Here is a 16778-nt window from a genome sequence, read left to right as displayed (position 1 = left end):
CAGAGCCTCACACACAAACTTCCTGACACCCTCGGCAGCCATCGCCTGGGTTACTGACAGCACGAGCAGCATGGGCGCGATGCTCGGAAGGATGATGTGCCGGACATACTTCCATCCGGTCGCTCCGTCGAGGTTTGCCGCCTCAACCATTTCTCCGGGGATCCCGTCGATTGCGACAAGCATCAGCAAGGTGACGAAGGATATGCCGATCCACACGTCGGTGATGAGCACAGAGATCATGGCGACTCGGGGGCTTGTCAACCAGCCGACTTGACCGAAACCGATCGCGCTGGCGACTTGGTCGAAGAAGCCCACAATTGGGGCAAACATGAGTCGGAACACGAGTGTGCCCACCGCGGTCGAGATTGCCATCGGGATGAGTACAACTGCGCGCATCCAGAAGGTGCCCCTCAGGCGGTACGACAGGGGCAACGCGATAGCAAGTCCCAGTGCGAGCTTCAGAATGACCGAAGCAACTGTGAAAAACAGCGTGCGGGAGAACGTCGCCAGGAAGGTGGGATCCGAGAACATGTTGGTGTAGTTCTTGAATCCGGCGAAACCTGCGGGGCGCCCGAAGAGGTCGGTGCTGCTAAAAGACAGGTACACCGCCCGGAAAAACGGTAGAAAATCGAAGGCGACGAAGAGCAGTACCGCCGGGAGAAGGCACAGCCACGCCCACCATTCGCCAAATTCGCGGGGGCGCTTTGGTTTGGCGGTGTTCTCCTGTTCACCTTCCAAATCCTCTGCCGGGGGGATTTGGGGGCCTGGTGTCCCTTTCATCTGGATACCCATTAGTTGATCCTCATCGTTGTTTCCGCGTCGAAAAGGTGAATGAAGTCACGGTCGAATTGGAGCCCGAAGCCGTCGCCGGTTTCGATCTGGACAGTATTGGGGGTGCGGACGATGAACTCCCCGAGGTCGTTGAGCCCGTCGATCGATACGTGAACGTATTTGTCGGAGCCAAAGTTCTCGACGTATGCGGCCACCGCATCGGTATCGCCCTGCTCGCGGCCGACAACCGACAGGTTCTCCGGGCGGATGCCGATGACAACTCGCGGTGACTGGGGCTGGACCTGCAGCGCCGGTAGCGGGAGGCGGACGTGCCCGATGTGGATCTCGTTTCCCACAATGGTGCCGGTCATCATGTTCATTGACGGGGTGCCGATGAACGTGGCGACGAACGTGTTTGCGGGTTGGAGGTAGAGCTCTTCCGGCGAGCCCACCTGCTGCATGTCGCCGCCCTCCAGCACAGCGATCCGGTCAGCCATGGTCATTGCCTCGGTCTGATCGTGCGTGACGTACAGCATCGTCGTATTGAGGCGCCGCTGAAGCTGGCTGATCTCTGCGCGGGTAGAGACACGAAGTTTCGCGTCGAGGTTGGAAAGGGGCTCGTCCATCAGGAAGACCTGTGGATCGCGAACAATCGCGCGGCCCATGGCCACACGCTGCCGCTGTCCACCAGAAAGTGCTTTTGGAAGCCGCTCGAGGTACTGGTCAAGGTCGAGGAGACGGGATGCCTCGGCGACGCGCTTGGCCTGTTCTTCCTTCGGGACCTTCTGCATCTTCAGCGCAAACGCCATGTTTTCCGCGACAGTCATGTGCGGGTACAGGGCGTAGGACTGGAAAACCATGGCAACGTCGCGTTTTGAGGGCGCCAGGGTGGAAGCTGGAACGTCGCCGATGTAGATTTCACCGCTCGTCAACTTTTCAAGCCCGGCGACCATACGAAGCGTCGTGGACTTGCCCGAACCTGAGGGACCCACAACGGCAACAAACTCGCCGTCGCGGATCGCAAGATCCATGTTGTTAATTGTTGGACGAGGGTTACCTGGGTAATGGAGGGTGGCTTTGTCAAAGGTAATCGATGCCATATGCGGTTCCCTACGGGTGTTTTGCTGGGAGAACACCGAGCGAGGTCAGTTCGGTGCGCGCATGCTGCGTGGACTGCCACAGATGGCCGTGCCAACCTGCGGAGTTTGCTCCGGCGATGTTTTTCTCCCGGTCGTCGAAGAAATGGAAGGTGGGTGATTCCACGTCGGAAAAGCCTTCAACTACGAGGTCGTAGATCCGCTGGTCTGGTTTCATGCAACCGTGTTCAGAGGAAAATACGAGGTGGGTGAACACATCGGACCACCCGCCGTCTCGCACCTGCTGCGCCATTCGACGTGGGGCATTGCTCAAGATCGCGAGCGGGACCTTTGCCGCCGCGAGATCTTGGAGCATTGCGTGCGGTTCCCGCGCGATTGTCGCGTTGAGCTCGGCATCTTTTTGTGCCGCCAGCGAGACAATCTCGCCACTGGTCGGAAGCCCGGCGCGTTCCAGAACCGGAGTCCAGAACGCGGAGTCGCTCGCACCGAGGTCGTACTCGTCGCGGATGGCCCAGTAGGCATCTGCGAAAGCACCACGATCGAACTCGCCAGCAGAGGAAGCAATGTGATCCTGAAGTTGCTCCATGCGGTTGCCTTCCGGCACGAGAACACCGCCTATATCGAAAACGACCACAATGGTCACGTGGCACCCAGCTTTCATGTAGTGGTTTTTGGTAACGTTCTCACAAAACCTCATGCAAGTGTCCGGAAAGTTAGGTCCAAGCAAACATTCGCTTAACGTTGGGAACGATCCCATTAACTTTCGGAACGGTGGGCGAGTTGCAGGTGGCGGTGCTGAAGGGGAACAAAGCGCGCTTGGGGTTACGCTGTTCGCATGGATAACGAGACGCGACAGTACGGCCCCCAGGGTGGCGAGCCGCGCCGCGAGCGACCCCGGCAGTACTTCCCGGACCAGTCCCAAAACCAGTACCAGCAACCGCAGCCGCGCTACGAGGAGCGCTACACCCAGCCCGCCTACGAGCAGCAGTACCAGCAGTCCTACCAGGAGCCTTACTACGACAACGGCTACGAGCCGGAGCCGGAGAAGGGCACGTCGGCGGGCGCGATCGCGCTCGGCGTGTTCGCGGCGCTGAGCTTCATCGCCGCGGTGGTGCTGGCCGTGCTGTGGCGCAGCGCGGCGGCGGAGGCGGACAAGCCGCCGGTGACGGAGACCAGCACGGTTACCCAGACCACCACGGAAACGAAGACGGAGACCACCACCAAGTTCCCGTCCATTTTCCGGGACCGGGACAACCCCACCGCAACGCTGGAGCCGACGGAGCCGGCGCCGGACCCGAACGAGATTGAGCGTGAGATCCGCGACGGCGCCCGCGACATTCTGGACCAGCTGCGCGGCGGCGCGGACGAGTACCTACAGGAGCAGTAGATGGCAGCTATGGAGATTGCGGCGGCGGTAGCGGAGCTCGTCGCGAAGCATTGCACCGATGTGGTTATGAGCCCGGGCTCGCGCAACTCGCCGCTGGCCTACGCGCTTTTGGCGCGCCGCGACGTGACGGTGCACATGCGTATCGACGAGCGCTCCGCCGCCTTCACCGCCCTCGGCCTCGCACGGGTGCAGCGCCGGCACGTCGGCGTGGTGATGACCTCCGGCACCGCCGTGGCCAACGCGTACCCGGCGGTGATTGAGGCGCACATGTCGCACACCCCGCTCGCGGTGATCAGCGCGGACCGCCCGGAGCGCCTCGTCGGCACAGGCGCGTCGCAGACCATCTGGCAGCAGGGCATCTTCGGCCGTTACGCCGAAACGCAGCAGGTGCAATCGCTTGACGACGTCCACGCGGCCTCCTTCGCCACCCCCCAGGTCCACATCAACGTGGCCCTCGACGCCCCGCTCGTGCCGGATCAGCTGCCGGAGCCGGTGGGGGAGCCGCGCCGGGTCGGCCCGGGAGCGCTCGAGGGGTCGCGCGACTGGGTCGATCACGATGCTGTGGACGTGGACCTGACCCGCAACACCCTGGTCATCGCCGGCGACGAGGCATGGGAGGTGCCGGGGCTCGAGCACGTGCCCACCATCGCCGAGCCCACCGCGCCCACGCCGTTCCACCAGGTGCACCCGCTGGCCGCGCGCTTCTTCGCCCAGTCCGAGGTGGCCATCTCCCACGACGGGGGCGACTTCGCCGCCAACACCAAGCCGGAGCAGGTCATCGTGGTGGGCCACCCCACGCTGCACCGCGACGTGATGGCCCTTTTGGCGGACCCGGACATCGAGGTCATCGGCATCTCGCGCACCGAGACGTTCACCGGCCAGCCCGACACACGCGGCTCGCGCGTCAACGCCACCGGCCAGCCCACGGACACGTGGCTGAAGATCTGCGAGGCCGCCGGCGACGTCGGCGCCGAAACCGTGCGCCAGGCGCTCACCGAGGACGAGTTCGGGTTCACCGGCCTGCACGTCGCCGCCGCGGTGTGCGACACCCTCGGCGTGGGCGACACGCTGGTGCTCGGCTCGTCCAACCCGGTGCGCGACGCGTCGTTTGTGGGCATGCCCTTCGACGGGGTATCCACGTATGCCGCGCGCGGTGCCGCGGGCATCGACGGCACCGTCTCCCAGGCCGTCGGCGTGGCGTTGGCTACCCAGGCGCTGCGCCCGGACGAGATCCGCGCTCCGCGCACGCTCGCACTCATGGGGGATTTGACCTTTATCCACGACGCCAACGGCCTGCTCATCGGGCCCGACGAGCCACGCCCGGGCAACCTCACCATCGTGGTGGCCAACGACGACGGCGGCGGCATCTTCGAGGCCCTCGAGCCGGGCGCGGACAACCTCCGCGGCGCGTTTGAGCGGGTGTTTGGCACGCCCCACGGCACGGACGTGGAGAAGCTGGCGGAAGCGTACGGGGCCGACTACCGGCGAGCCGACACCCTCGCCGAGCTCAACGAGGTGCTGCTGGAGCTCGAGGCCCAGCCAAACCCGATCACCGTCGTGGAGGCCGCCACCACCCGCACCACCCGTCGAGCGCTGGCGGCGCGCCTGAACCGATGAGGTGGCGCCGCCGCGCGCACCAGGTGGTGCTCGCGCTCTACGCGTTTGCCACCCTCGGCAGCGTTGCCATGGTCGCAGGCCCCGCGCTCAACGACGCTCGCATCCAGGCCAACCCCGGCCGCGGCACCGCCATCGTCACCGAAGCCGGGCGCATGCGCACGTTTGTGGAGTACCAGACGGAAGACGGCCAGCTGGTCTCCCCGCCGCGCGGGCTTCTGTACCCGACCGGCCTGGGGGAAGGGCAGCAGGTGTGGGTGACCTACGACAAAACCGACCCCGACCTGGTCAAGGTGGAAGGCCGCGGCTGGGCGCTGGCGCTTCTGCCCGCCCTGTCGACGTGGGCGGTGGCCACGCTCGTCGCCGCCGGGGCCTGGTTCGCCGTGGGCCGGTGGGTGCCGGAGGGGTAGAAAAAATTCATGTCCGGTTCAACCAGAATTGGCGGTAAGTTCGGATTGCAGTGGGAGAGTGCCTGATATGCGAGTGGGAATCGTGGCGGAGTCTTTCCTGCCCAACGTCAACGGAGTGACCAATTCGGTGCTGCGCGTGCTCGAGCACCTCAAGCGCGAAGGCCACGAGGCGATGGTGGTCGCCCCAGGCGCACGCGACTTCCAGGACGAGATCCCGGACTACCTCGGCTTCGAGATCGTCCGCGTGCCCACCGTGATGGTCCCGCTGGTGGATTCGCTGCCGATCGGCGTGCCCACCACCACCGTCGCCGCGGCGCTTTCCCAGTTCAAGCCGGACATCATCCACCTGGCCAGCCCGTTCGTCCTCGGCGGGGCGGGCGCGTTCGCCGCGCGCCAGCTCGGGGTGCCGGCGGTGGCGCTCTACCAGACGGACGTCGCGGGCTTCGCCACCAAGTACCACCTGCCCATGGTGGCGAACTTGGCGTGGGACTGGACGCGCACGATTCACAATATGAGCGAGATGACGCTGGCGCCGTCGTCAAGCTATATCCGCATGCTCGAATCCCACGGCATCAACAACGTGCGCCACTGGGGCCGCGGCGTGGACACCGAGCTGTTCAACCCGGAAAAGCGCTCCGACGTGCTGCGCCGCATGTGGGACCCCACGGGGGCAAAGAAGATCGTCGGCTTCGTGGGCAGGCTGGCCGCGGAGAAGTCGGTGCACCGCCTCGCCCCGCTTGTCAGCGACCCGTCGGTCCAACTCGTCGTCGTCGGCGACGGCCCCGAGCGAGACGAGCTGGCGACGGTGCTGCCCTCCGCCGTGTTCACCGGGGCGCTGTCCGGCGAGGAGCTCGCCCGCGCGTACGCGTCGCTGGACCTGTTCGTGCACACCGGCGAGTTTGAGACGTTCTGCCAGGCCATCCAGGAGGCGCAGGCCTCGGGCGTGCCGACGATCGGCCCGCGCGCCGGCGGTCCCATCGACCTGATCCAACACGGCGACAACGGCCTGCTGCTCGAGGTGGACACCTTCGAAGACGAGCTGCCGGACGCCACGCGCTGGATCCTCGACGACGCCCGCCACGCCAGCCTGCAGGCCGCCGCCCGCGAATCCGTGGCTGACAAGACCTGGGCCGCTCTCGGCGACCAGCTGCTGGGCTACTACACCGAGGTGCTGGAGACCTACGAGCGCAACGTGGTGCACCTGTTCGGCCGCGACGTGGCCCTGCCGCGCTGGGCGCCGGCACGCTTAGGCCAATCCCGCAGGCAAGCGCGGCGCGGCGATACCGCGTAGGCGCATGCGCGCCGCCAAGTAGAGTGGCGAGCATGTCCGTCGGCGACCTGTCCACCAGCACCCAGAACTACCTCAAAGGCATCTGGGCGCTTTCGGAGTGGTCAGATACGCCGGTGACGCCGTCGTCGGTGGCCAAGCACCTTGGACTGCGCAAATCCACCGTCTCCGACGGGGTGCGCAAGCTCGGCGAGCAGGGCCTGGTGGAACATAAGCCCTACGGCGCCGTCGAGCTGACCGACACAGGCCGCACGTACGCGGTGGCGATGATCCGCCGCCACCGCCTGATTGAAACGTTTTTGGTGGAGGCGTTGGGCTACACCTGGGACCAGGTGCACGACGAGGCCGAAAACCTCGAACACTCGGTGAGCGACTTCATGGTCGACCGTATCGACGCGTTTTTGGACTACCCCAGCCGCGACCCCCACGGCGACCCCATCCCCTCAGCCAGCGGCCGTGTCGACACCCCCGCGGCGGTGCCGCTGACCGGTGTGCAACCCGGGCACACGGCCACGATCGAGCGCATCGCGGACGACGACCCGAAGCTGCTGAAGTTCCTTGACAGCCATGGGCTCGTCGTCGGCGCAACCCTCGAGGTGGGAGAGGGTGCCCCTTACTCCGGCGCGGTCGCGGTCCGGCTTGCCGGCGCGGCGGAGGCGGTGCCGCTCGGCGAGGAAGCCACGGATTCCGTCTTCGTGCGCGTGGATGCGTAACGACGACCCCGCAGCACCCCATGCGGGCCGAACAGGTACACCACACCAAACACCACACCTTGGGCGAGCACAATCATGCCGCCAGAGGCTGTGTCCAGGTAGTAGGAGCAGTACAACCCCACGATTGCACACGCTGCCGACATGGTCGGGGCGATGACCAGCATCGTGCCGAACTTGTTGGTGAGCAGGTAGGCGGTCGCACCCGGGATGATCAGCATCGCCACCACCAGGATCACGCCAACGGCCTGGAGTGCCACCACTGACGTCAGCGCCAGCAGTGCCAGCAGGGCCGCACCGAGCAGGCGCGGATTCAACCCAATCGCGTGTGCATGGGTGGGATCGAACGCGTAGAGGGTGAAGTCGCGCCGCTTGAGCACCAGCACGCTCAACACGATCGCTCCCAGGATGGCCACCTGCAGCAGGTCCCCACGGGACACACCAAGCAGATTGCCGAAGATGATGTGGTTCAGATCCGTGTGCGAAGGGGTTACCGAAATGAGCACGAGCCCCAGCGCGAACATGGTGGTGAACACAATGCCAATGGCCGCATCCTCCTTCACCCGGGACGTATCGCGCACCAGCCCGATCAGTGCCACCGCAAGGAACCCGAACACCACCGCGCCGACGGCAAACGGCACGCCCAGAATGTAGGCCAGCACCACGCCGGGCAGGACAGCGTGGCTTACCGCATCGCCCATCAGCGACCAGCCAACCAACACCAGCCAGCACGACAACAGCGCGCAGACAATCGACGCCACCAGCGAGGTCGCAAGCGCACGCATCATGAACTCGTACCCAAACGGCTCCGTAAGCAGCGCAATCATGCTGACACCCCCATACCGAAGCCCTGTACCAAATTGTCCGGCTCTAACACCACTTCAGTCGGGGCGTGCATCAACACCCGGCGGTTCAACAGCACTGTCTCCGGCGCGAGCTGGGGCAAGGCAACCAGGTCGTGCGTCACCACAAAAATAGTGGTGCCTTCTGCCGCGAGGTCACGCAGCAGCTCAGTGATGGTGGCCTCGGAATGTTTGTCCACGCCGGCGAAGGGTTCGTCGAGAAGCATGATGCTCGCACCCTGAGCGATACCGCGGGCGATGAAGGCACGCTTCTTCTGGCCACCCGAAAGCTGACCGATCTGGCGGTCTGCGAACGACTCAAGGTGGGTGCGCTCAAGCGCGCGATCCACAGCCGCAATGTCCTCCGCACGCGCGTGGCGGGTAAAGCCCATGTGGCCGTAGCGGCCCATCATGACCACATCACGCACTGTGACCGGGAACTGCCAGTCCACGTCCTCGCTCTGCGGGACGTAGCCCAGCACCTGCGTCTTGCGGGCGCGCATGGGGTCGATGCCGTTGATACGAACCGTGCCGCGATCCGGCTTGACCAACCCCATGATCGCCTTGAGTAGCGTGGATTTGCCCGCGCCGTTCATCCCGATCAGCCCACAGATACGGCCTGGTTGGACGCTCAAAGTTGCGCCGTCGAGCGCGACGACGTCGCCGTAGCGCACCGCAACATCGTCAACAGCGATTGCGGGGATCACTGCTTGCCCCCGTTCAAACCGTCGATGATCACCTTCGTGTCGTGGCGAATCAGATCCAGGTAGGTCGGCACCGGGCCGTTTTCCTCAGAAAGCGAATCGACGTAGAGGGTGCCGCCGTACTCCGCGCCGGTGGCCTTCACGACCTGCATCATCGGCGCGTTAGAGACCGTGGATTCACAGAACACAGACGGGACGTTGTTTTCCTTCACAAACTCGATCGCGCCGGCGATCTGCTGCGGGGTGGCTTCCTGCTCAGCGTTGACCGGCCAGATGTAGCGCTCGGTCAACTTCGCGTCGCGAGCCAGATAGGAGAACGCACCTTCGCAGGTGACCAAGGCGCGCTGCTTGTCGGGGACAGCGGCGAGCTTGGTTTCCAGCTCGTCTTGCACAGCCTGCAGTTCCTGCTTGTATGTTTCGCCGTTGGCCTTGAAATCATCGGCGTGCTCCGGGTCGAGTTCGCTGAACGCGTCGACGATGTTGTCCACGTACTTCTGCACGTTCACCGGACTCATCCAGGCGTGCGGGTTGGGCTTGCCGGCGTAGGCGTCCTCGGCGATGTCGATCGGGTCGACACCTTCGCTGACCACGGCGTGGGGCACGTCCAGGTCGGCGACGAACTGGGCGAACCAGTTCTCCAGGTTCATGCCGTTATCCAAAATCAGGTCCGCATCGGCGGCGCGGGAAATGTCGCCGGGGGTGGGCTCGTAGCCGTGGATTTCCGCGCCGGGTTTGGTGATGGACTCCACCCGCAGGTGGTCGCCGGCGACGTTCGAAGCGATGTCCTGGATCACCGTGAACGTGGTGAGTACCACGGGGGTGTCTTTGCCGCCTGCGGCGTCGGCGCTGTCCTGCGAACAGCCTGCCAGGCCGGCAGTTAGCGCAGCCGTGGCGGCGAGCGCGAGCACCTTGGATTTCAGCATGTTGGTCCTTTTCTTTCTGTGTACTTTTCCGTGCGGTTAGAGAAGCGGCGGCGGGCCGACGCGGTGGGACGTGGCAATGAATCGGTCGAGCTTTTCCGGGGATTCGTCGTGCAGGTAGACGGCGAGCAGCCGCATCAGGTTGAGCGTGACGTCTTCCGGGTTGGCGCTGGAGCGCACGAGCCGCGCGGACGCGAGGTAGTCGCCTTCGCGTGCGGTCTCGAACAATGCGATGGCTTCGAGCCATGCGCCCATGTTGGAGTCATCAAGTCCCATACCTGCGAATAATAAAGTTCGGCACGCCGAACTTGCAAGTGTTGTGTTGTCGTACGGCCTCCGTTTGTGGGTGGCAAAGTAGACTTGCGCACCATGGCCAAGGCGGATCTGGACAAAAAGCCCTTCGACGTTGCCGGCATGTTCGACGACGTGGGCAAAAACTACGACATCACCAACACCGTGCTGTCGTTCGGCTTGGACAAGTACTGGCGACGTCGCACCCGCGAGCGCCTGGACTTAAAGCCCGGCGAGCTCGTGCTGGATCTGGCAGCTGGCACCGCCGTGTCCACCGTGGAGCTGGGCAAGTCCGGCGCGTGGGTGGTGGCCTGCGACTTTTCCCAGGGCATGCTCGCCGCCGGCAAGGACCGCGACGTGCCCAAGGTCGTCGGCGACGCGATGCACCTGCCGTTTGCGGATGACACCTTCGACGCGGTGACCATCTCCTACGGGCTGCGCAACGTCCACGACTTCGAGGCGGGCCTGCGCGAGATGGCGCGCGTGACCAAGCCGGGCGGGCGTTTGGCCGTCAACGAATTTTCCACCCCCGTCGTGCCGGGTTTCCGCATCCTGTACAAGGAGTACCTGCCGCTGGCGGTGCCGGCGCTGGCGAAGCTGTTTTCCTCCAACGCGGAGGCCTACGAGTACCTCGCCGAGTCCATTCGCGCCTGGCCGGGCCAGGAGGAGCTCGCCGCGGCGATCAACGCCAACGGCTGGTCAGACGCCAGCTGGCAGAACCTCACCGCGGGCATCGTCGCGCTGCATAGTGCGGTGAAGCCGGTCTAGCGCACGTCCCAAAGCGGCTGGCCGCCAGACACCGCCCGCGCGCCCTTACCAGCTGTACGCCACAGCCTTGCGACGAGGTCCGTATCCCCCTCGGCCACGAGGTTGCCCATCAGCCGCGCCGCCGCCGGCATGAGGTAACGCCCGCCGAGCCCGCGCAGCGCGACCGGGCCCGCCAGCGGCAAAAACTGCGGGTAGGTGAGCAGGCGCGCCAGGGTGCGGGCCAGCGTGAACGCGTCGCCGTACTGCTCACGCAGAAGCGCTGGCCACGCAAGCGTCAAATCCCCGCCGTCCGCGATCAGGTCGACCGCGGCGACCGCGGTTTCCAGCCCGTAGTCGATGCCCTCGCCGTTGAGCGGGTTCACGCACGCCGCCGCGTCGCCGATCAGCGCCCAGTTCGGCCCCGCCACGTTGGACACCGCCCCGCCCATCGGCAGAAGCGCCGAGGCCACCGATTGCTCCGGGCCGAGCTGCCACGCCTCGCGCTGCTGCGAGGCGTACAGGGCGAGCAGCTTCTTCGTGTTCACCTTCGCCGGGCGCGCGTCGGTGGACAACGCGCCGCAGCCGAGGTTCACGGTGCCGTCGCCGAGCGGGAAGATCCAGCCGTAGCCGGGCTGGATCACCCCGTCGGCGTCGCGAAGTTCCACGTGCGAGTGCATCCACGGCTCGTCCGAAAAGGGTGACGTGCAGTAGGAGCGCGCCGCGATCCCGTAGACCTGCCCGCGGTGCCACGTACGTCCCAGCAGCTTGCCGAAGGGGGAGCGCACCCCGTCCGCCACGACCACCCAGCGGGCACGCACCACGCCCTGTTCGGTCTCCACTTCGCTGATCGCGGAACCGCTGAAACGCACCCCCGTCGCCGCGCAGTCGTGGCGCACGGTTGCGCCGGCGAGCGAAGCTTCGCTGACAAGCATCGCGTCAAACCTCGCCCTCGGGGACGCGGACCCCTCGCCGCGCGGCCACGGCGCGACAACATCCCCGCCGAAGCCATGCAACTTTAGGCCCTTGTTGCGGTACGCAGGCACGTCCAGCCCCAAGCGCACAAGCGTATCGACGGCGCGCGGCGTCAGCCCGTCCCCGCAAGTTTTGTCGCGGCGGGGGCCCTGCGTGTCGAGAAGCAAAGTGCTCATGCCGGCGCGCTGCGCCGCGATCGCGGCTGCGGAACCCGCAGGGCCAGCGCCCACAACAACGAGGTCGAACAACTCACTCACGCGCCACATTCTGCCAGCGCCACCCGCAAGTGCACCCGGCGGGGTAATTGGGCTACGGTTAGTGCGTTACACATGGGCCCATCCAACCTGCAAGGACGTTATCTATGACGTACGGCACCACTCCGTCACCGCGCCACGGATTCAACCTGGACCTGGGCGACGACGCGCTCAACACCCGGCTCAACACCGGGCTCGAAGCGGTGGAGGAGCTGCTGATAACGGAGCTCAACCGCGGGGAGAGCTTCCTCACCGACAAAGTCACCCACCTGGCCAAAGCCGGCGGCAAACGCTTCCGCCCCATGATGGCGCTGCTCTGCAGCGAATTCGGGCCGAACCCCGGCGCCGAAAACGTCATCCGCGGCGCCGCCGTGACCGAGATGGTGCACCTGGCCACGCTCTACCACGACGACGTCATGGACGAAGCCGAGCGCCGCCGCGGCGTCGAATCCGCCAACACCCGGTGGACCAACACCGTGGCCATCCTCGCCGGCGACATCCTGTTCGCCCACGCGTCGCGACAGATGGCGCTCATGGACCTCGACACCGTGGCCCACTTCGCCGACACATTCTCCGAGTTGGTCACCGGCCAGATGCGCGAAACCGTCGGCGCGGACGGCACGGGCGCGGCAGACCCCGTGGAGCACTACCTGAAAGTCATCGAGGAAAAAACCGGCGTGCTCATCTCCTCCGCCGCCTACCTGGGCGCGCGCCACGCCGGCGCCTCCGACGAGGTGGTGGAGCGCTGCTCCCGCATCGGCGACGCGGTGGGCATGGTCTTCCAGATCGTCGACGACATCATCGACATCTTCTCCGACCCCGAACAGTCCGGAAAGACCCCCGGCACCGACCTGCGCGAGGGCGTGTTCACGCTGCCGGTGCTCTACGCGCTGCAAGAGGACTCGCCGGCGGGCGAGGAGCTTCGCGGGCTGCTCACCGGCCCGCTGACCAACGACGCCGACGTCGCACGGGCGCTGGAACTCATCGGCCAGACCCGCGGGCGCGAGCGCGCCCTGGACACCGTGCGCGGCTACGTCGAGACCGTGGAGCGCGAACTCGACGCCCTGCCGGACGGCCCCGCCCGTGAAGCGCTTCGCACCATGACGCGCATGACCGTTGAACGGGTCGGTTAACCAGCCGATTTGCGCCGATTGCGGGGCGGTGTTGTAAGGTAGATCCCGCACTTTGAACGTGCTTGCCAGGTTGCCCGAGCGGCCAAAGGGAGCGGACTGTAAATCCGCCGGCATTGCCTTCAGAAGTTCGAATCTTCTACCTGGCACCACACACAAACCCCGTCGGTTTCACCGGCGGGGTTTCGTCGTTAAGCAATTGCTTCACGACGTCTAAAGTGCACACCATAACCGCTTAAAAACCTGCAACTGCCAGCCGATTTGTGTTTGAAAACAACATCGGGTTAATCTTTCCAAGGCTTCAACGGAGCGGGTCAGAGCGAAAGCGAAGATCCACAACACAGAGGCTGTGCCCCCTTAGCTCAGTCGGCAGAGCGTTTCCATGGTAAGGAAAAGGTCGACAGTTCGATTCTGTCAGGGGGCTCTGTTGTTTGCTAGGGCCTTTCGGCCCGGCGAGCACCATGGCGGTGTAGCTCAGTGGTAGAGCAAGCGACTCATAATCGCTGTGTCGAGAGTTCAATTCTCTCCATCGCTACTCACCTCAAACGGGAACCGGAAGGTGACCGTGGTAGGGTTAGGCGCACTTGATCGAGTGCCCTAGGGGCGTGGCGCAATTGGTAGCGCAACGGTCTCCAAAACCGTAGGTTGCAGGTTCGAGTCCTGTCGCCCCTGCCAAAACAACCTGGAGGAGTTTTAGTGACTAACCCCAACGGTCAAAACCCCGCACAGCCGACCGGCAAGCGTCAGCTGCGTGGGGCTTCTCCCGTTTCCTCCGAAGGCTACGAAGCGAAGCGTGCCCCCGTCGCCGCCGACGATGCGAACGAGAAGGACGGCTCCAGAGTCACCGCCTTCCCAGGCGAAGTCGTCTCCGAGATGAACAAAGTCATCTGGCCCACCGGCAAGCAGATGCTCAACTACACGCTCATCGTGTTCGCGTTCCTGATCGTGCTGACCATCTTCGTGTGGGGCACCGACACGCTGGCATCCATGCTGATTCGCTGGATCTTCATCCGCTAGGTACAATTCCACGCGTACAAACTTTTCCCGCCGCCTCGGACGCCGAGGAGGGCGGGATAATTTTTGCCCCGGTACCCTGGGGCGCACACGTTTCGACGGATGAGGAGACACACCCATGACTGAGGCAAACAAAGACGTTGAAGGCGCAATCGAGAACAACGAGCAGGAAATGATCGACGAGGGCGCGCCCGTGCAGCCCTCCACCGACCCGGTCCTCGGCGGCGGCGACGACGACCCGGCCGGCACCGAGGGCGGTGACTCCTCCGACGAGGAGAGCGACAGTAGCGGCGAGGCTGACGCTGCGGACGCGGACGTCGCTGGCGCGGAGCTGAGCGACGCCGAGGTGCAGGACGCCGTCGACGCCGAGGCCGATGACGCAGGCACCGCGACCGACGCCGACGGTGCCGTCGAGGAGCCGGTCCAGGAGACCGACCTCAACAACGTCGAGGCCGCCGCGGGCGAGGGCGAGGCTGACGCGGACGCTGACTCCGACAGCGAGTACCGCCGCCGCCTGCGCGAGTACACCCGTGAGCTGAAGAAGCAGCCGGGCGACTGGTACATCATCCAGTCCTACTCCGGCTACGAAAACAAGGTGAAGACCAACCTGGAGATGCGTTCCCAGACCCTTGAGGTCGAGGACTCCATCTACGAGGTTGTCGTGCCCATCGAGCAGGCCATCGAGAACAAAGACGGCAAGAAGAAGCTGGTCAAGCGCAAGCTTCTGCCGGGCTACGTGCTCGTGCGCATGGACATGAACGACGCCGCCTGGTCCGTGGTCCGCGAGACCCCGGGTGTGACCTCGTTCGTGGGCAACGAGGGGAATGCGACGCCGGTGAAGCACCGGGACGTCGCTAAGTTCTTGCTTCCCAAGTCCGCCGCAACCGGCGCGAAGCCGGAGGTCAACGCCGAGGGCGAGACCGTCGTGGCGATGCCGGAGGAAGAGGCGCCGAAGAAGCTCGCGCACGACTACAAGGTCGGCGAGGCTGTCACGATCCTCTCCGGCGCGCTGGCGTCCGTGTCGGCCACCATCAACGCGATCGACCCGGAGACCGGCAAGATCGAGGCGCTGGTGTCCATCTTCGGCCGCGAGACCCCGGTGGAGCTGACCGCCGACCAGATCGAGCGCATCATGTAGAAGCGTTTTGCTTCTCGACGTCCTCACGGCGTATCCTGATTCGTCGCGCGTGCACGCACGCGCGACGTTTTCAATTCTTGTAAATCCCCGGTGGCTGGGTCTATCCCCGGCATCCGGAAGCCCCGCGGCAGCTCATCGTGGCTGCGGGTGCTGTAACTAGGAGGTAATGCGATGGCAAAGAAGAAGGTCACCGGCCTGATCAAGCTGCAGATCGAAGCAGGCATGGCCAACCCGGCCCCGCCGGTCGGTCCGGCACTGGGTGCGCACGGCGTGAACATCGTCGAGTTCACCAAGGCCTACAACGCCGCAACCGAGTCCATGCGCGGCAACATCGTGCCGGTGGAGATCACCGTCTACGAGGACCGCTCCTTCGACTTCATCCTGAAGTCCCCGCCGGCAGCGTCCCTGCTGCTGAAGGCTGCAGGCCTGAAGAAGGGCTCCGGCGTCCCGCACACTGACAAGGTTGGCAAGGTCACCTGGGAGCAGTGCAAGGAGATCGCCGAGACCAAGAAGAACGACCTCAACGCCCGCGACATCGAGGCAGGTGCTGCGATCATCGCTGGTACTGCCCGTTCCATGGGCATTGACGTCGAGAAGTAAAAAGCTTCACGTGGAAGGGCCGCAAGCCAGGCCCGCAAACCACAACTCCTGAAAGGAACCCAACATGGCTAAGAAGTCCAAGCACTACATCGAGCAGCTGGCGAAGGTCGACCGCGACAACTTCTACCACCCGCTCGACGCCGTCACGCTTGCGAAGGAGACCTCCTCCGACAAGTACGACGCAACCATCGACGTGGCAATGCGCCTGTCCGTCGACCCGCGCAAGGCTGACCAGCTGGTCCGCGGCACCGTCAACCTGCCGCACGGCACCGGTAAGACCGTCCGCGTCGCAGTCTTCGCCGAGGGCGAGAACGCAACCAAGGCGCAGGAGGCTGGCGCGGACATCGTCGGCACCGACGAGCTGATCGAGCAGATCAACGCCGGCCAGATCGACTTCGACGTGGCTATCGCTACGCCGGACCAGATGGCCAAGGTCGGCCGCGTCGCCCGCGTGCTGGGCCCGCGTGGTCTGATGCCGAACCCGAAGACCGGCACCGTCACCCCGGACGTCGCGAAGGCGATCCAGGACTCCAAGGGCGGCAAGATCGCCTTCCGCGTGGATAAGGCGTCGAACCTGCACGCGATCATCGGCAAGGCGTCCTTCACCCCGGAGCAGCTCGCTGAGAACTACGGCGCACTGCTCGACGAGGTCCTCCGCCTCAAGCCGTCCTCCGCGAAGGGCATCTACCTGAAGAAGATCACCGTCTCCGCAACCCAGGGCCCGGGTGTGCCGGTGGACACCTCCGTGGAGAAGAACTACGCCACCAAGTAGTTCGACTTCGAGCGCTTTTACGCGTGCGTTTTACGCCGTCGTCCGTTGTTGGGCGGCGGCGTTTTTGCGTTGCTAGGTGCTTGGTGGTCCGAAGAGTTGGTCGAGTGCTCCGCGGTC

At 64.9% G+C, this 16778-nt stretch carries 19 protein-coding genes and 4 tRNA genes; 15 read left to right on the top strand and 8 right to left on the bottom strand.

Translation table 11 applies throughout. The features are described 5' to 3' along the window. The 3 genes from HMPREF3151_RS06720 to HMPREF3151_RS06710 all read right to left on the bottom strand — a co-directional run. A partial coding sequence (locus tag HMPREF3151_RS06720; protein WP_246815223.1) for a carbohydrate ABC transporter permease occupies positions 1 to 792 on the bottom strand: 792 nt, incomplete at its 3' end. Then, the gene (locus HMPREF3151_RS06715) at positions 792 to 1871 is read right to left on the bottom strand and encodes an ABC transporter ATP-binding protein (protein WP_070474796.1); all 1080 of its coding nucleotides are present in this window, start codon (positions 1869 to 1871) and stop codon (positions 792 to 794) included. The genes HMPREF3151_RS06715 and HMPREF3151_RS06720, both read right to left, overlap by 1 nt. Before the next feature lie 10 nt (positions 1872 to 1881). Next, entirely contained in the window at positions 1882 to 2511 is a 630-nt protein-coding gene (locus HMPREF3151_RS06710) for an HAD-IA family hydrolase (protein WP_168160613.1), read from the bottom strand. A gap of 192 nt (positions 2512 to 2703) precedes the next feature. Here HMPREF3151_RS06710 and HMPREF3151_RS06705 point away from each other — a divergent pair, with 192 nt between their 5' ends. The 5 genes from HMPREF3151_RS06705 to HMPREF3151_RS06685 all read left to right on the top strand — a co-directional run bounded on the left by HMPREF3151_RS06705 (position 2704) and on the right by HMPREF3151_RS06685 (position 7280). After that, complete coding sequence (locus HMPREF3151_RS06705; protein WP_070474795.1) at positions 2704 to 3255, top strand: hypothetical protein; 552 nt, start codon at positions 2704 to 2706, stop codon at positions 3253 to 3255. Further along, positions 3256 to 4872 (top strand): 2-succinyl-5-enolpyruvyl-6-hydroxy-3-cyclohexene-1-carboxylic-acid synthase, encoded by a 1617-nt coding sequence (gene menD, locus HMPREF3151_RS06700; RefSeq protein WP_070474794.1) that lies wholly within the window; start codon positions 3256 to 3258, stop codon positions 4870 to 4872. Beyond that, positions 4869 to 5279: a DUF3592 domain-containing protein gene (locus HMPREF3151_RS06695; RefSeq protein ID WP_070474793.1), complete on the top strand. Its 411-nt coding sequence runs from the start codon at positions 4869 to 4871 to the stop codon at positions 5277 to 5279. The genes menD and HMPREF3151_RS06695 overlap by 4 nt, the downstream gene beginning before the upstream one ends. Positions 5280 to 5346: 67 nt before the next feature. Then, a complete protein-coding gene (locus HMPREF3151_RS06690; RefSeq protein ID WP_070474792.1) occupies positions 5347 to 6570 on the top strand; it encodes a glycosyltransferase family 4 protein in 1224 nt (407 codons plus the stop codon). A 32-nt stretch (positions 6571 to 6602) separates the two neighbouring features. Next, positions 6603 to 7280 carry a metal-dependent transcriptional regulator gene (locus HMPREF3151_RS06685; RefSeq protein ID WP_070474791.1) on the top strand — a complete coding sequence of 226 codons (678 nt, stop codon included), beginning with the start codon at positions 6603 to 6605 and terminating at the stop codon, positions 7278 to 7280. Here the strand turns inward: HMPREF3151_RS06685 and HMPREF3151_RS06680 are convergent. The 4 genes from HMPREF3151_RS06680 to HMPREF3151_RS06665 are packed head-to-tail and all read right to left on the bottom strand — an operon-like array spanning position 7181 to position 10019. Next, entirely contained in the window at positions 7181 to 8104 is a 924-nt protein-coding gene (locus HMPREF3151_RS06680; RefSeq protein ID WP_051106251.1) for a metal ABC transporter permease, read from the bottom strand. The two genes, HMPREF3151_RS06685 and HMPREF3151_RS06680, sit on opposite strands and share 100 nt — an antisense overlap. After that, entirely contained in the window at positions 8101 to 8826 is a 726-nt protein-coding gene (locus HMPREF3151_RS06675; protein ID WP_034997179.1) for a metal ABC transporter ATP-binding protein, read from the bottom strand. The genes HMPREF3151_RS06680 and HMPREF3151_RS06675 overlap by 4 nt, the downstream gene beginning before the upstream one ends. After that, the gene (locus HMPREF3151_RS06670; RefSeq protein ID WP_070474790.1) at positions 8823 to 9746 is read right to left on the bottom strand and encodes a metal ABC transporter substrate-binding protein; all 924 of its coding nucleotides are present in this window, start codon (positions 9744 to 9746) and stop codon (positions 8823 to 8825) included. The genes HMPREF3151_RS06675 and HMPREF3151_RS06670 overlap by 4 nt, the downstream gene beginning before the upstream one ends. Before the next feature lie 36 nt (positions 9747 to 9782). Continuing rightward, the gene (locus HMPREF3151_RS06665; RefSeq protein WP_038609556.1) at positions 9783 to 10019 is read right to left on the bottom strand and encodes a tudor domain-containing protein; all 237 of its coding nucleotides are present in this window, start codon (positions 10017 to 10019) and stop codon (positions 9783 to 9785) included. A 93-nt stretch (positions 10020 to 10112) separates the two neighbouring features. Between HMPREF3151_RS06665 and HMPREF3151_RS06660 the strand changes: the two genes are divergently transcribed. Beyond that, positions 10113 to 10802, top strand: coding sequence for a demethylmenaquinone methyltransferase (locus HMPREF3151_RS06660; protein ID WP_070474789.1), 690 nt, complete (start codon positions 10113 to 10115; stop codon positions 10800 to 10802). Here HMPREF3151_RS06660 and HMPREF3151_RS06655 read toward each other — a convergent pair. Beyond that, positions 10799 to 12019 (bottom strand): geranylgeranyl reductase family protein, encoded by a 1221-nt coding sequence (locus tag HMPREF3151_RS06655; protein ID WP_070474788.1) that lies wholly within the window; start codon positions 12017 to 12019, stop codon positions 10799 to 10801. The genes HMPREF3151_RS06660 and HMPREF3151_RS06655 overlap by 4 nt on opposite strands. 95 nt (positions 12020 to 12114) lie before the next feature. Between HMPREF3151_RS06655 and HMPREF3151_RS06650 the strand changes: the two genes are divergently transcribed. From HMPREF3151_RS06650 to rplA, 9 genes are all read left to right on the top strand, one after another. After that, the gene (locus HMPREF3151_RS06650) at positions 12115 to 13140 is read left to right on the top strand and encodes a polyprenyl synthetase family protein (RefSeq protein WP_070474787.1); all 1026 of its coding nucleotides are present in this window, start codon (positions 12115 to 12117) and stop codon (positions 13138 to 13140) included. A gap of 64 nt (positions 13141 to 13204) precedes the next feature. Beyond that, positions 13205 to 13289: transfer RNA gene (locus HMPREF3151_RS06645), tRNA-Tyr, on the top strand. A 199-nt stretch (positions 13290 to 13488) separates the two neighbouring features. Then, positions 13489 to 13561 (top strand) — tRNA-Thr (locus HMPREF3151_RS06640). A gap of 39 nt (positions 13562 to 13600) precedes the next feature. Continuing rightward, positions 13601 to 13672 (top strand) — tRNA-Met (locus HMPREF3151_RS06635). 64 nt (positions 13673 to 13736) lie between these two features. After that, positions 13737 to 13812 (top strand) — tRNA-Trp (locus HMPREF3151_RS06630). 21 nt (positions 13813 to 13833) lie between these two features. After that, positions 13834 to 14154, top strand: coding sequence for a preprotein translocase subunit SecE (secE, locus tag HMPREF3151_RS06625; protein WP_070474786.1), 321 nt, complete (start codon positions 13834 to 13836; stop codon positions 14152 to 14154). Positions 14155 to 14269: 115 nt separating this feature from the next. Continuing rightward, on the top strand, positions 14270 to 15289 hold the full coding sequence (nusG, locus tag HMPREF3151_RS06620; protein ID WP_070474785.1) for a transcription termination/antitermination protein NusG: 1020 nt from the start codon (positions 14270 to 14272) through the stop codon (positions 15287 to 15289). A 171-nt stretch (positions 15290 to 15460) separates the two neighbouring features. Further along, entirely contained in the window at positions 15461 to 15889 is a 429-nt protein-coding gene (rplK, locus tag HMPREF3151_RS06615) for a 50S ribosomal protein L11 (RefSeq protein ID WP_034997189.1), read from the top strand. A 64-nt stretch (positions 15890 to 15953) separates the two neighbouring features. After that, the gene (gene rplA, locus HMPREF3151_RS06610; RefSeq protein WP_070474784.1) at positions 15954 to 16661 is read left to right on the top strand and encodes a 50S ribosomal protein L1; all 708 of its coding nucleotides are present in this window, start codon (positions 15954 to 15956) and stop codon (positions 16659 to 16661) included. The last annotated feature ends 117 nt before the right edge of the window (positions 16662 to 16778 follow it).

The organism is Corynebacterium sp. HMSC05H05, from assembly GCF_001807265.1.
In the GTDB taxonomy this organism is placed as follows: domain Bacteria; phylum Actinomycetota; class Actinomycetes; order Mycobacteriales; family Mycobacteriaceae; genus Corynebacterium.
Note: the sequence above shows the minus strand (reverse complement) of the source record. Positions and strands in the feature narration are given on the sequence as shown.

Bases quoted from the DNA above. Each gene is read 5' to 3' on its own strand.
- HMPREF3151_RS06650 (WP_070474787.1), top strand. From the start codon at position 12,115: ATGACGTACGGCACCACTCCGTCACCGCGCCACGGATTCAACCTGGAC.
- rplA (WP_070474784.1), top strand. From the start codon at position 15,954: ATGGCTAAGAAGTCCAAGCACTACATCGAGCAGCTGGCGAAGGTCGAC.
- HMPREF3151_RS06695 (WP_070474793.1), top strand. From the start codon at position 4,869: ATGAGGTGGCGCCGCCGCGCGCACCAGGTGGTGCTCGCGCTCTACGCG.
- HMPREF3151_RS06680 (WP_051106251.1), bottom strand. From the start codon at position 8,104: ATGATTGCGCTGCTTACGGAGCCGTTTGGGTACGAGTTCATGATGCGT.
- HMPREF3151_RS06685 (WP_070474791.1), top strand. From the start codon at position 6,603: ATGTCCGTCGGCGACCTGTCCACCAGCACCCAGAACTACCTCAAAGGC.
- HMPREF3151_RS06660 (WP_070474789.1), top strand. From the start codon at position 10,113: ATGGCCAAGGCGGATCTGGACAAAAAGCCCTTCGACGTTGCCGGCATG.
- HMPREF3151_RS06690 (WP_070474792.1), top strand. From the start codon at position 5,347: ATGCGAGTGGGAATCGTGGCGGAGTCTTTCCTGCCCAACGTCAACGGA.
- rplK (WP_034997189.1), top strand. From the start codon at position 15,461: ATGGCAAAGAAGAAGGTCACCGGCCTGATCAAGCTGCAGATCGAAGCA.
- HMPREF3151_RS06715 (WP_070474796.1), bottom strand. From the start codon at position 1,871: ATGGCATCGATTACCTTTGACAAAGCCACCCTCCATTACCCAGGTAAC.
- menD (WP_070474794.1), top strand. From the start codon at position 3,256: ATGGCAGCTATGGAGATTGCGGCGGCGGTAGCGGAGCTCGTCGCGAAG.
- HMPREF3151_RS06655 (WP_070474788.1), bottom strand. From the start codon at position 12,019: ATGTGGCGCGTGAGTGAGTTGTTCGACCTCGTTGTTGTGGGCGCTGGC.
- nusG (WP_070474785.1), top strand. From the start codon at position 14,270: ATGACTGAGGCAAACAAAGACGTTGAAGGCGCAATCGAGAACAACGAG.
- HMPREF3151_RS06665 (WP_038609556.1), bottom strand. From the start codon at position 10,019: ATGGGACTTGATGACTCCAACATGGGCGCATGGCTCGAAGCCATCGCA.
- HMPREF3151_RS06705 (WP_070474795.1), top strand. From the start codon at position 2,704: ATGGATAACGAGACGCGACAGTACGGCCCCCAGGGTGGCGAGCCGCGC.
- HMPREF3151_RS06670 (WP_070474790.1), bottom strand. From the start codon at position 9,746: ATGCTGAAATCCAAGGTGCTCGCGCTCGCCGCCACGGCTGCGCTAACT.